Here is a 14,445-nt window from a genome sequence, read left to right as displayed (position 1 = left end):
CAGCATGTTTAAACTGAACCTCAAAATAGCCCTACGCAACCTTTGGAAAAACAAGGCTTATACAGCAATTAATATTGGTGGACTTGCCATTGCTTTGGCGGCTTTTATATTAGTAATCCTGTATGTTACTTACGAAACCAGCTATGATAAAGATGTGCCGAATTACGACAGAATTTATCAGGTAGGGAGAAGCTTGCCGGATTTTAAAACGGAATATACACCTGCGCCGCTGGCCAAATTAATTAAGGATAATTTTCCGGAAGTAGAGGTAGCGGGTAAAATGACTCCTACTTGGTTTGAATTTCCAATCAATACAGAAAAGGGCAGGGTTTATTCAAACAAAGCTTTGTTGATGGATTTTAAAGTTGCTAGAATGCTTAATATTTGGCCGGATGCAAAGTCAGTTGATGAAAAAGACCCGGGATTTCAGATGTATGTCCCTAAATTATTTATTAAAGAGCTGTTTTCAGACAAGAAAGTAGTATTTCCCACAATGGTTGGCCTCGGGCCAAAAAAAGATGCACAGCCCGTTAAATTATTTGGCACAATTGAAAGGACAGATGAGCATTCTAATATAAAGTTTGATATTGTATCGCTCTCAAAGGATATAGGTTTAGATAATAAGGATTACGGTACAAATAATTTTAGAACCTTTATACAGGTTAAAGATGGAGCAAATATCGAGGCACTCCAGCAAAAAATAGATCAGCTGTACAAGACGGAGCTTATTAAAGGCGGTATGACTGCAAATGACCGAAGAATTGCAGGACGTTCTGTTATTTTTCTGGATCCATTAAAGAACCTGCACTTAAGGCCAATGGCAGGCAACGATACTAATTATAAGATTGTAGTTGCATTGTTTGGCTTAGGTACCCTGATTATCATTATTGCCTGTATCAACTTTACAAATCTTACCATTGCTCAGGCTACCAAACGGGCAAAGGAAGTTGGGGTGAAAAAGGTACTGGGGGCTTATCGCTTTAACCTGACGTTCCAGTTCCTTGCAGAGATATTTATGCAATGTTTGCTAGCCTTAATATTAGGGCTTATTCTGGCCGAAATGATGCTTCCTTTGTTTAATAATTTATTTGGTATCCCATTGTCTATATGGCATGGAAATACGGCTCTTTTTGGTCAACTTATATTAATCCTATTAGGAGTTACAGTTATCTCCGGTATTTATCCGGCACTGGTACTTTCCGGTTATAAACCAGCATCAGTTTTAAAGGGCAATATGCAAACCAGTTACAAAACACTTTGGTTGCGGAATTCTCTTTTGGCAGGTCAGTTTGTAATCGCTATCATCTTTATTGCAGGTTTACTGATTGTAAACAATCAGCTAAAATATATGCAGGCTGAGGATAAAGGGTTTAAACCATCACAAGTGGTTTTTATTAAAAATATCCAGTTTTACAATAAGCCTAAAGATTTTGAAAGTGCAAGAAACAAAATAATGAAAATACCTGGAGTGAACAACGTAACTGTAGCTTCAGACATACCAGATGGATCTAAGCCCGGCACTAATAATTACAAATTAGAAAGTAAGGAATTATCAATGGACTTTCTGGATGTGAACTTTGATTACTTTGAAACGCTGGGTATTAAGTTAAAAAGCGGGCGCTTTTTTTCCAGAGATTTTATTGCTGATACAGCCGTTTCGGCAATTTTGAATGAGACTGCAGTGGCACGTTACGGAGTAACTAATCCTGTAGGTAAGGTAATTAGAGGTTGCAATATGGATTATAAAATAGTTGGTGTGGTAAAGGACTTTAAAGCTCAGGGTTTTGAAGCGACTGTAGCGCCAACAATATATGCGATAAAGAATCCATGCAATGAAAAGAAAATAAAGATAATGGTAAATATTGACCAAAGTAGTATGACTTCAGCGCTTGCAGCACTTAAGTCGCAATGGTCTGATATTAATACACTTGATGGCGAAGATTTCAGGTATGAATTTTTGGATGAGTTGTATGGTAAGCTGTTTAAAAAACAGGAACAGCTTCAGTCGGTATTTTTCTTTGCAGCAATGCTAACCATATTTATTGCAGTGTTGGGGCTCTTTGCATTTTCTGCATTTACAACCAACAATAGAATTAAAGAAATATCTATCAGGAAAATACTTGGAGCTACAGATTTTCAGATGTTTAAAATGCTAAATACTTTTTTCATTGGAATAGTATTGATTGCTAATCTTATTGCCTGGCCCCTTGCTTATGTATTGGCAAAGAAATGGTTAGAAACCTTTGCTTATAGAATAGACATCCCTCTTTTTCCTTTCGTTATTGCAGCATTATTTTCCACGGTTCTTACCGTGCTTACGGTGAGTATTCAGGCCCGAAAGGCGGTGAAAACAAATCCTGCCGATGCATTAAAATATGAATAACCTAAAATAACATACAATGTTCAGACTCAATTTAAAAATAGCTTTAAGAAACCTGTGGAACCATAAAACTTCATCAATAATTAATGTTATTGGTTTAGCAATAGGACTTGCATCATGCCTTTTGTTGCTGCTATATGTATCCTATGAATGGAGTTTTGATAAGCAATTTAAGCGCTCGGAAAATGTTTATCAGGTAATGACCAATTTTGTAGATGCTAAAGGTAACATTAAGGGAACTGTTGATCTAACAAGCAATGCAATAGCCCAGGTTATAAAACAAGAAATTCCAGATGTTGAAGCGATTAGTCGTATCAGTAATAATGGTCAACAGTTAATAGCTAATGGTGAAAATAGTTTTAAAAAAGAATCTAAATATGCTGATCCGGATATTCTTAAAATATTTAATTATGAGTTTATAGCAGGCAATCCGCTTACTGCTTTAAATACACCTAAATCGGTGGTTTTAACCGAAGGAATGGCAAAGTTGTTATTTAAAGATGGTGATGCACTTAACAAATCAGTACGTTATAACAACGAGGCAGATTTAACAGTTACAGGTATTATTAAGGACTTGCCTGGCAATAGCACAAATACATTCGATTTTCTGATGCCATGGTCTTTATTTGAAGCACTATCTGATTGGGTAAAAAGGCCCGATTGGGGCAATTACAACTGGCAAACCGTAGTTCGGGTAAATGAGCAGGCAAACATTCCTTTGATAAATTCAAAGATGAAAGGAATTATAAAAAAGAACAGTAGTTATTCAACAGATGAATCCTTTATATTTAAGTTATCCGATAGACATTTGTTCGGCAAATTTGAGAATGGGAAAAGTGTGGGTGGGGATATTGAACGCATCTATTTATTTGTTGCCTTAGCATTAGGCATTCTGTTTATTGCCTGTATTAATTTTATGAATATGGCAACAGCCAAATCTGAAAGAAGGGCAAAAGAAGTTGGCATTAAAAAAACAATAGGAGCAAGCAGGGCTTCCTTAATTTCTCAATTCCTAACAGAATCGATTTTACTAACTGTTATTAGTGTATTGGTGGCCATTGTATTGGTCGAAATCTTACTCCCAACATTTAATAACCTGCTTAATATAAAACTTAGTATTGATTATTACAGTGCCGGCTATTGGGTTGGTATTACAACTATAATTCTATTAACAGGATTGTTGTCTGGGAGTTATCCTGCATTATATCTTTCATCCTTTAATCCTATACAAACCCTAAAAAGAAAAATTGCAAGAACAAAAGTTATCCCTGTTAGTTTGAGGCAGGTACTGGTTATTGGTCAGTTTAGTTTTGCTATTATACTCATTATTGCTACCCTGGTTATTTATAAACAGGTCCAATTTATCAAAGACAGACCGGTAGGTTATGACCTTAACCTTTTGGCCGAGATGCCCCAGGAAGGTGAGCTTGGAGGGAAGTTTGATCTTTTTAAAACAGAGCTATTAAAATCAGGTGCAGTTACAGCTTTATGCCAGTCATCGGGAAGTTTATCTAACAGTGGTTCTAGTTTTTGGAATTTTGAATGGCCTGGAATGACCAAGGCAGATAAGGATGTAATTTTTAATCAAATTGCTACTACCTATGACTTTACCAAAACAAATGGAATACAACTGGTTTCGGGACGTGATTTTTCTAAATCATTTGCTTCAGATACTGCAGCGCTAATGTTGAGCAGCACTGCAGTGAAACTGATGGGACTTAAAAATCCAATTGGTACACCAGTAAAATATCATGGTAATGATTTTACTGTAGTTGGGGTATTCAAGGATTTCATTTGGGGCTCTCCATATTATACCGACCGACCAATGGTAGTTGCTTTTAGTCAGGGATGGGGTGGTCAGATCACCATGCGTCTTAACCCAGATAATAGTTTAACCAAAAATGTTGAGTTGATAACGCAGATAACCAAACAAATAAATCCAGCTTATCCGGTTGATTTGAAGTTTGTTAACGATCTGTATGCCAAAAAGCTACAGGGAGAGAAGGTTCTCGGTATTTTATCAAACTTGTTTGGTGGATTGGCCATATTTATATCCTGCTTAGGGTTATTTGGTTTGGCTGCTTACAGCGCAGAGCAGCGTACTAAAGAGTTTGGTGTACGTAAAGTTCTGGGTGCCTCGGTAGCCAGTATCATGCAGCTGCTATCTGTATCGTTTATGAAAATGATTTTGGTAGCAATTATAATTGGCGTACCCGTTGCCTATTATTTGATGAATAAATGGCTGGGGCATTTTGAGTTCCGCACTGTAATTTCCTGGTGGATTATAGTAGCCGCAATATTTGGTACAAGTGCAGTCGCCTTTTTAACAGTAAGTTTTCAGGCTTATAAAGCTGCAAAAGCTAATCCTGTTGATGCATTAAAATACGAATAACCTTAAACTCAATCATAATGTTTAAACTGAATTTAAAAATTGCATTACGCAACCTTTGGAAAAATAAGGGGTTTACACTTATAAATATTGGTGGCCTGGGTATTGGGTTGGCCAGTTGTATGATCTTATTGCTGTATGTTGCCTATGAATGGAGCTATGATAAGCAATTCACTGATTTCGACAAAACCTATGTTGTTTATAACAATCAGAAAACGCCTACAGAAACTTTCAGTTTTGCGGCTACTCCCGGAGTATTAGCTGTCGAGGCAAAACAAACGGTTCCTGGGATAGAAAAGATTGCAAGGTTAGATTATCCAACTGATAGGTTAATCACTTATAAACAAAACAGCTTTAAAAAAGGAAGTGTCTTTGTAGATGCAGACTTCACCAAGATATTCGATCTGAAGGTGCTTAAAGGAAACCCTTCAGAATTTTTGAAAAATCCTAATTCCATAGTGCTTACAGAAACACTTGCAAAAAATCTTTTTGGAGATGAGGATCCTTTGAATAAGACTCTGAGGATTGATAATAGTGAAGAGTTAAAAGTAGAAGGGGTTGTTGCTGATGTGCCAAAGAACAGCAGCATTCAATATGAATTTCTGATGCCATGGGCATTGTACGAAAAACTAAATCAGTGGACAAAAGATGCATCCTGGGGTACTAATTTTTGTTTAACGTTTGTTCAGTTTAAAGACAATTCTTTCTTCGACAATGCCAATAAACAGTTTCATAGAATGATCAAATCTCATGATAAAACCAGCAATGGTGAGCTTTTTTTATACCCACTATCTAAATGGCATTTGTATAGCACATTTGAAAATGGCTTGCCTGTTGGCGGTAAAATTGACCAGCTGAAAATCTTCTTTTTACTTGCCTTTTGCATCCTCCTAATTGCCTGTGTAAACTTTATGAATCTATCTACTGCCCGCTCTGAGAAAAGAGCTAAAGAGGTTGGGGTACGTAAAGCCATTGGTTCGAGCAGGAAGGCCCTGGTAGGGCAATTTATGATGGAATCAATGCTTATGGCCTTAATGAGTATGCTTATAGCCTTTGTATTGATAGAGATTAGTTTGCCTTATTTTAACAGCATAATAGGTATTCAATTGTCAATTGATTACAGCAATTGGCAATTTTGGGGTACGCTATTCGGTTTAACAGTTTTAACCGGTTTGCTGTCGGGCAGTTATCCAGCATTTTATCTTTCATCTTTTGCCCCAATTAAAGTGCTTAAGGGATTTACCTTATCAGGAAGTTCTTCATTGTCTGTTCGCAAGGGATTGGTGGTTTTCCAGTTTGTATTTGCAGCCTGTTTAATTGTTTGCACCATCGTTATCTATCAACAATTGAATTACATTAAAAATAAGCCAATTGGATACAATAAAAATAACCTGATAGAAATTCCTATACAGGGGAATTTGAAAACTCCGGCTAAAAGAGAAATACTTAAAGACCAATTGCTGAAATCGGGTGCCGTAACATCAGTAACTAGTTTCTCGCAAAGGCTAACAGCTGGTGGCAATAATGGATATGATGTAAGGTGGCCAGGTAAAAATCTAAATGATAAGATCCTGATAAATTTTAGGTTTACAAACTATGACCTGGTTAAAACAACAGGTATGGAGCTGGTTGATGGCCGAGATTTTAGCCCTCAGTTTGCCGACTCAACAAATGTTTTGATTAATGAGGCTCTTGCTAAAATTATGGGGATGACTAAGCCTGTTGGCAGTAAGATAAAATGGGGAAATACTGACATAACTATTATTGGAGTGCTTAAGGATTATGTGATGGAATCTCCATATCAAAAGGCAAACCCTGTTTTGATTGCCATGAATGATAATCCGGCAAGATATATTATAGTGCGTTTAAATCCGGATCAAAATGTTAGTACCTCGGTGGCCACTATAGATAATATCGTAAAGAAACTTAACCCTGAATACCCTGTAGACAGAACATTTGTAGATGATTCTTTTGAAGGTAAGTTTGCCAATGAGAAATTACTAGGCACTTTATCCAATTGGTTTGGTGGTTTTGCCGTGTTTATTTCTTGCCTGGGCTTATTAGGGTTGGCTCTTTATATGGCAGAACAGCGTAAAAAAGAAATCAGCATCCGTAAAGTTTTAGGTGCCAGTAATCTTAATATTCTTACACTCTTAAATAAAGATTTTATAAAGTTGGTGGCCATAGCCAATGTAATTGCGTTTCCGCTAGCCTATATCATTATTAATAAGTGGCTGTCTGGATATGAATTTAAAGTGTCTATTTCCCCTTTACCTTTTGCAATAGCAGCAATTCTATCACTTATTATAGCCGTTCTAACTGTAAGTGCACAGTCGGTAAAAGTGGCAAAAGCAAACCCAATTGATGCCTTGAAGTACGAATAACCTAAACTCGATCAAAATGTTTAAACTCAATCTCAAAATCGCATTAAGAAACCTTTGGAAAAACAAAGTTTACACATTGATTAATGTGGGTGGCCTGGCAATTGGTTTGGCAAGTTGTATGGTATTGCTGATTTACATTGCTTACGAGTGGAGTTACGACAAGCAGTTTAAGAACTATGATAAAACCTATGTGGTATATAATAATTCCAAAGCAAATACGCAGGTATTTAGCTGGGCGTGGACACCAGGTCTTATGGCCAATGAGGTGAAAGAAAAAATACCTGGAGTTGCTTATGCTTCGCATTCTACATATCCTAATGATCAATTAATTAGTAATGGGGAAAAGAAGTTCAAAAAAAGTGCAGTTTACAGTGAGCCTTCTTTCCTAAAAATATTAGATTATAAATTTATAAAGGGGAATCCTGATAAGGTGTTAAGAGAGGTCAATTCGGTGGTCCTTACAGAAACTATGGCAAAGAATCTATTTGGCGACGAAGATCCAATTAATAGAAGCGTAAAATTTAACAACAAATACATACTAAAAGTAGAAGCTGTTATTGAAGATATTCCAGCAAATAATAGCATCAGATTCGATTTTTTAATGCCATGGGCGCTGTATGCCGATCAAAACCCATGGGTGAAAAATGCAGGTTGGGGCGGCAATTTCTGTTTAACACTGGTACAATTACAAGACAACAGTTTTTTCGAAAAAGCGAATGGGCTAATGAAGGGGATTTATTCCCGGAATTCAAAGGACGCTATGGGTGAGGCACTGCTTCATCCATTAGCAAAATGGCATTTATATAGTGATTTTGACAACGGAAAATCGGTAGGTGGCAAAATTGATCAGATCAAAATCTTTTTTATTCTTGCATTCTGCATTCTTTTAATTGCATGCGTCAATTTTATGAATCTTTCTACCGCCAGATCAGAGAAAAGAGGGAAAGAAGTTGGCGTACGCAAAGCAATAGGTTCGTCCAGGAAATCGCTCATTGGCCAGTTTATGACGGAGTCTATGTTGCTTGCAATAATGGGTATGGTTATCTCCTTTGTTTTAATAGAGGTCAGTTTGCCCTATTTTAATGGACTTTTAAATATTCAACTAGCTATAAATTATCACGACTGGAAGTTTTGGGTAGCGTTACTCAGCTTAACTTTAACAACAGGTTTTATTGCCGGAAGCTATCCGGCCTTTTATCTGTCCTCTTTTGAGCCGGTTAAGGTGTTAAAAGGAGCTAGTAATATTGGAAGCTCTTCACTTTCTGTTCGTAAAATATTGGTCGTTTTTCAGTTCAGCTTTGCAACCTGTTTAATCATATGTACTGCAGTGATCTATCAGCAGTTAAACTACATTAAAAATAAACCAATTGGTTATAATAATGGTGGATTAATAGAGATGCCCGCACAGGGCAATTTCGTTAACAGCGAGAAACTGGATCTTCTGAAAGATCAGTTGGTAAAATCTGGTGCGGCCACAAGCATAACCTATTTCAGCACGCCATTAGGTGATGAGGGAAATAATACATTCAGTGTTGGGTGGCCTGGCAAAAATGTAAATGATAAGGTGCTGTTCAATTATCGCAGTGCTGGTTATGATTTTACTAAAACGCTTGGAGCACAGATGGTCAGCGGCAGGGAATTCTTAAGAAAGGCAGATTCACTAAATGTGATCGTTAATGAGGCAGCAATAAAAGTAATGGGATTAAAACAACCAATAGGGGCAAAGATCGATTTTGAGGGAGCTAAAGTTACCATTATTGGGGTGATGAAAAATGTTGTGACCGAATCGCCTTATCAAACATCTAAGCCAATGATCATTTACAATAGAGCTGAAGAGTTTAGTAACATTATCATCAGATTAAATCCTTCACAAAATTTAAGTGCCTCCGTTGATAGGATTGATGAAATTGTTAAAGCTTTAAATCCTGATTTTCCTATAGACAGGAGGTTTGTAGCTGATACTTATGAATATAAGTTTCAAAATGAAAAACTCCTTGGTACTTTGTCCAATTGGTTTGGCGGTTTTGCCATATTTATCTCTTGTTTGGGTTTATTAGGTTTAGCATTATTCATTGCCGAACAACGCAAAAAAGAAATCAGCATCCGTAAAGTTCTGGGTGCAAGTACTGCAAATATTTTAACGTTGCTAAATAAAGACTTTGTTAAACTGGTAAGTATTGCTAACCTCATTGCTTTTCCACTTGCTTATATTGTCATTAACAAGTGGTTGTCTGCTTATGAATTTAGAGTGAGTATTTCGGCTTTACCTTTTGCAATAGCAGCGGTGCTATCGCTTATTATAGCTATTCTAACTGTAAGTGTACAATCCGTTAAGGTGGCTAAATCCAATCCTATTGATGCTTTGAAATACGAATAACTTTTAACTGCTAAAGTCATGTTCAGATTAAACTTAAAAATAGCACTACGTAACCTTTGGAAAAACAAGGGGTATACATTAATTAACGTGGGCGGGTTAGCAATTGGTTTAGCCAGTTGCATGGTGCTGCTACTGTATGTTGCGTATGAATGGAGCTACGACAAGCAGTTTAAGAACTATGATAAAACATATGTAGTGTATCTTAATTCGGTAAGCAGTACTGATATAGTTAGTTACGGTGTTACCCCGGCACCAATGGCAAAGGAAATTAGCGAGAAAATTCAAGGCGTAGCTTACGCATCACATTCTTCAACCCCCACTAATGAATTATTAAGCTATAAGCAAAACAACTTTAAAAAGGCTGCTATTTTTGCAGATCCCTCATTTCTTAAAATACTGGATTATAAGTTTATCAAAGGCAATCCAATGAAAGTGTTGCAGGAGACAAATTCAGTTATACTGACCCAAACAATGGCAAGAAATTTATTTGGTGATGAAGACCCGATTAATAAGACCGTAAAATTTCAAAACAGTGAGCCATTAAAAGTTGAAGCGGTAATTGAAGACGTTCCTAAAAATTCAACTATTCAGTTTGACTATCTGATGCCCTGGTCATTGAATGAGAAATTAAATATCTGGGTGAAAAATGCCACATGGGGAAGCAATGCGTTTCTTACTTTAATGCAATTGAAGGATAATAAATACCTGGATAATGTTAGTGGTCAGATAAAAGGCATTTATAAACGCAACTGGAAGAATTCTGAAAATGAGGGATTAATGCATCCATTATCTAAATGGCATTTGTATGATAAGTTTGAAAACGGAAAATCAACCGGTGGCAAAATAGATCAGATCAGAATTTTTATTGTTCTGGCTTTTTGCATTCTTCTGATCGCCTGTGTTAATTTTATGAATCTGTCTACGGCAAGGTCCGAGAAAAGATCAAGAGAAGTTGGTGTACGTAAGGCTATTGGATCTTCAAGAAAATCACTTATTGGGCAGTTCCTTATGGAATCTATGGTGCTTTCCCTTATAGGAATGCTGGTTGCTTTTACTTTGATAGAGATAAGCTTGCCATATTTTAATAACCTTCTAAATATTCAACTGGTTATTAATTATCAAGACTGGAAGTTTTGGAGTACGCTGCTAGGTTTAACCATAATTACCGGTTTTATTGCCGGAAGTTACCCCGCCTTCTATCTTTCTTCATTTGAACCTGTAAAAGTATTAAAGGGCTTTGCAGCCATTGGCGGCTCATCACTTTCGGTAAGAAGAGTGTTGGTTGTGTTTCAGTTTGTATTTGCAGCATGCTTAATTGTTTGTACCGGAGTAATATATCAGCAGTTAAATTTCATTAAGAACAAGCCAATAGGTTACGATAGAAATGGCCTTATAGAAATACCGGTTCAAGGCAATCTAAAAGGAAAAGAAAAACTGGATCTTGTAAAAGATCAGCTTTTAAAATCAGGTGCTGCAACCTCAGTTACCTATTTTAGTCATAGTTTAAATCAGTTTGGAGATGCAACTTTTGATTTTAGCTGGCCAGGTAAAAATCCAAAAGAACTGATCTTATTTAATTACAGAGGGACGGGCTATGATTTTACTGAAACAACCGGTGCCAAAATTATTGCCGGCAGAGAATTTTCGTCTCGCTTTGTAGATACTGTAAATGTTCTGGTTAACGAAACCGCAGTAAAAATAATGGGACTAAAACAACCTGTTGGCACGATAATAAAATGGGATGATACGCCGGTAACAATTGTTGGTGTAATGAAAGATTTTGTAATGGAATCTCCTTATCAAAAAGTTAATCCACTAGTGATGTATAACCCAACAAGCAATTATAATTACATCATCGCAAGGCTAAATCCGGATCAGAATCTGAGTTCTTCAGTTAGTACTATAGACAATATCATTAAGAAGTTTAACCCTGATTTTCCGGTAGACCACAGATTTGTTAACGATGATTTCGAATCAAAACTTCAAAACGAGAAATTGCTAGGAACCCTATCTAACTGGTTTGGTGGCTTTGCAGTATTTATTTCTTGCCTGGGTTTATTAGGTCTTGCCTTATTTATGGCCGAACAGCGTAAAAAAGAAATCAGCATTCGTAAGGTTTTAGGCGCCAGTACAGCAAACATCCTTACGCTATTAAATAAGGACTTTATCAAGCTGGTTGCTATTGCAAATCTCATAGCTTTTCCACTTGCCTATATCATTATAAGTCACTGGTTGTCTGCTTATAGTTTTAGAGTGGCCATATCTGTATTGCCATTTGCTATTGCCGTTGGACTATCATTTCTGATTGCAATTTTAACAGTGAGCATACAATCCGTTAAGGTAGCTAAATCTAATCCCGTAGATGCCTTGAAATATGAATAATTGAATATTGTTCGTTATTGTACGAAGCCTGTTCGATAATGAACATGTGGTGCTTATTTTTAGATGTTAATTTATTGATTATAAGGCTTGTGTGAGGTTTTTTTAATTTGGCATACGATTAGCAACCAGAAAGGAAATCATGACGAAATGTTCAAACTGAATTTTAAAATCATATTGCGAAGCATTTGGAAGAACAAAGTGTCTTCCATAATAAATGTTGTGGGCTTAGCCATTGGCCTTGCAGCATGTTTAATGCTGTTGCTATATGTAATGTATGAGCTGAACTTTGATAAACAGTCAAAAGATTCCGAAAATGTACATGTAGTGATGACTAACGTTCTTGATGACAAAGGAAAGATCTTTGTCACCTTTAATGGGTCGACAACTGCATTTGCTCCGGTAATTAAACGGGAAATTCCTGAGGTAAAATACATAAGCCGGATGGACTATGGTAACACCGGATTAATTGCAAATGGAATTAACGGCTTTAAAAAGAAGTCTAAATTTGCCGAACCAGACATTTTAAAGATGTATGATTATAAGTTCATCCATGGTGATCCTAAGACAGCTTTAAAAGACCCCAGATCAGTAATACTTACAGAAAGCACGGCTAAAACTTTATTCGGATCAACTGACGTATTAAATAAAACGGTCAAATATCAGGAGAAAGAGAATTTGACCGTTACAGCAGTTATAAAAGATCTTCCAGAGAACAGCTCAAATAGATTTGATTATTTAATGCCCTGGTCTCTGTACGAAATACTAGATGAGGGCGCCAGAGATTTAAACTGGAGCAATTTCAGCTTTGTAACATTGGTTACCCTAAGGCCAGATGCAAATCTTGATTTGGTTAATAAGAAAATTTATGAGGCCATTAAAAGAAACAACAGAGAGGTTTCTCAACCCAACTTCCTTTTCCCGTTAAGTAAAATGCACCTGTACGGAAAGTTTGAAGAGGGTAAAAGTGTAGGCGGAGACATTGAACAGATCTGGCTTTTTACAGCTTTGGCTATAGGTATACTCTTAATTGCCTGTATTAACTTCATGAACATGGCAACGGCAAAGTCCGAAAAACGTGCAAAAGAAGTTGGTATAAAGAAAACGATAGGGGCAAACAGGAGATCCTTAATTATGCAGTTTCTGGCCGAATCAATGGTGCTTACATTAATTAGTGTAATCATTGCTATTGCATTAATAGAAGCATTTATGCCAATATTCAATAACCTGCTGAATATTAAAATGAGCATCCCTTATTTTAATTCTTACATCTGGTTAGGGCTTTTGTCTGTTATTTTACTTACCGGGCTAATTGCCGGTAGTTATCCTGCATTTTATTTGTCGTCTTTTAACCCTACACAATCGCTCAAAAGAAATGTAGAGGGCAGAAGCTTCTTTTCGCTAAGCTTAAGAAAGTTGTTGGTAATTGGACAGTTTTGTTTCACAATTATCCTGATCATCTCAACGCTGGTTATTTATAAGCAGATTCAGTTCATAAAAAATAAGCCAGTTGGGTTTGATGTAAATGCACTGGTTGAAATGCCGCAAGATGGGCAATTGAATGAGAAATTTGAGTTACTTAAAACAAGATTGTTAAAATCTGGTGCCGTTACAAACATGTATCAGTCATCGGTTAACTTATCACATCACGGGTCTAATTTTACCGGAATAGAATGGCGGGGGATGCCAAATCCCGAAAATAAAGTGTTGTTTAACAGAGTTGGAACTACTTACGATTATATTAGTACTAATGGAATTAAACTGATCAGTGGTCGCGATTTTAATAAGAAATACGCTTCTGATTCTTCCGCGATTTTGGTTAGTGCCTCTGCGGTTAAAGTAATGGGATTAAAAAAACCAGTTGGCGAAATTGTTAAAATGTTTGATAGCAACTGCACCATCATTGGCGTTTTTGATGATTATGTATGGGACTCGCCATACCAATCAAATAATCCGATGATCGTTTATTTTAATAAAGGTGGTACAGGGGCAATTACCATGCGCTTAAATGAGAACAATAACCTGCAACAAAACATAGAGACAATTACAAGCATCACTAAAGAAATAAACCCGGCATATCCTGTAGAGATCAAGTTTATGAATTCTATATATGCTGAAAAACTTACTAAGGAAAAAACTCTGGGATTGTTATCTAATCTGTTTGGAGGTTTGGCTATTTTTATATCTTGTTTAGGGTTGTTCGGCTTATTATCTTATAGTGCCGAGCAGCGTACCAAAGAGTTTGGAATAAGAAAAGTTTTGGGTGCTTCGGTAGTAAGCTTAATGCAGCTATTATCGCTGTCGTTTGTGAAGATGATTCTTGTTGCAACCGTATTAGCGGCACCTATAGCTTACTATGTGATGCTTAAATGGCTGGATAATTTTGAATTTCATACCACAATCTCATGGTGGATAATTGCATTGGCTGCCCTTGGTACCATATCAATAACCTTGCTTACTGTAAGCTATAAGGCTTATCGAACAGCTAAATCAAATCCAATTAATGCACTTAAATACGAATAACCAGATTAATAAG

General features: G+C 36.6%; 6 protein-coding genes. All 6 read left to right on the top strand.

The window, feature by feature from the left end; all coding sequences use genetic code 11:
* Window positions 1-4 precede the first annotated feature (4 nt).
* The 6 genes from HQN86_RS08765 to HQN86_RS08740 all read left to right on the top strand — a co-directional run bounded on the left by HQN86_RS08765 (window position 5) and on the right by HQN86_RS08740 (window position 14,432).
* On the top strand, window positions 5-2,383 hold the full coding sequence (locus HQN86_RS08765; RefSeq protein ID WP_172660628.1) for an ABC transporter permease: 2,379 nt from the start codon (window positions 5-7) through the stop codon (window positions 2,381-2,383).
* A 16-nt stretch (window positions 2,384-2,399) separates the two neighbouring features.
* On the top strand, window positions 2,400-4,772 hold the full coding sequence (locus HQN86_RS08760) for an ABC transporter permease (RefSeq protein ID WP_172660627.1): 2,373 nt from the start codon (window positions 2,400-2,402) through the stop codon (window positions 4,770-4,772).
* Between the two features lie 17 nt (window positions 4,773-4,789).
* Complete coding sequence (locus tag HQN86_RS08755) at window positions 4,790-7,153, top strand: ABC transporter permease (RefSeq protein WP_172660626.1); 2,364 nt, start codon at window positions 4,790-4,792, stop codon at window positions 7,151-7,153.
* Window positions 7,154-7,169: 16 nt separating this feature from the next.
* Entirely contained in the window at window positions 7,170-9,530 is a 2,361-nt protein-coding gene (locus tag HQN86_RS08750; RefSeq protein ID WP_172660625.1) for an ABC transporter permease, read from the top strand.
* Window positions 9,531-9,548: 18 nt separating this feature from the next.
* Window positions 9,549-11,912 (top strand): ABC transporter permease, encoded by a 2,364-nt coding sequence (locus HQN86_RS08745; RefSeq protein WP_172660624.1) that lies wholly within the window; start codon window positions 9,549-9,551, stop codon window positions 11,910-11,912.
* A gap of 147 nt (window positions 11,913-12,059) precedes the next feature.
* Entirely contained in the window at window positions 12,060-14,432 is a 2,373-nt protein-coding gene (locus HQN86_RS08740; RefSeq protein WP_172660623.1) for an ABC transporter permease, read from the top strand.
* Window positions 14,433-14,445 lie beyond the last annotated feature (13 nt).

The sequence above is a fragment of the Pedobacter panaciterrae genome (genome assembly GCF_013204795.1).
Classification (GTDB): Bacteria; Bacteroidota; Bacteroidia; order Sphingobacteriales; family Sphingobacteriaceae; genus Pedobacter; species Pedobacter panaciterrae.
Note: the sequence above shows the minus strand (reverse complement) of the source record. Positions and strands in the feature narration are given on the sequence as shown.

Coding starts and splice junctions, on each gene's coding strand:
- HQN86_RS08765 (WP_172660628.1), top strand. CDS start 5: ATGTTTAAACTGAACCTCAAAATAGCCCTACGCAACCTTTGGAAAAAC.
- HQN86_RS08760 (WP_172660627.1), top strand. CDS start 2,400: ATGTTCAGACTCAATTTAAAAATAGCTTTAAGAAACCTGTGGAACCAT.
- HQN86_RS08755 (WP_172660626.1), top strand. CDS start 4,790: ATGTTTAAACTGAATTTAAAAATTGCATTACGCAACCTTTGGAAAAAT.
- HQN86_RS08750 (WP_172660625.1), top strand. CDS start 7,170: ATGTTTAAACTCAATCTCAAAATCGCATTAAGAAACCTTTGGAAAAAC.
- HQN86_RS08745 (WP_172660624.1), top strand. CDS start 9,549: ATGTTCAGATTAAACTTAAAAATAGCACTACGTAACCTTTGGAAAAAC.
- HQN86_RS08740 (WP_172660623.1), top strand. CDS start 12,060: ATGTTCAAACTGAATTTTAAAATCATATTGCGAAGCATTTGGAAGAAC.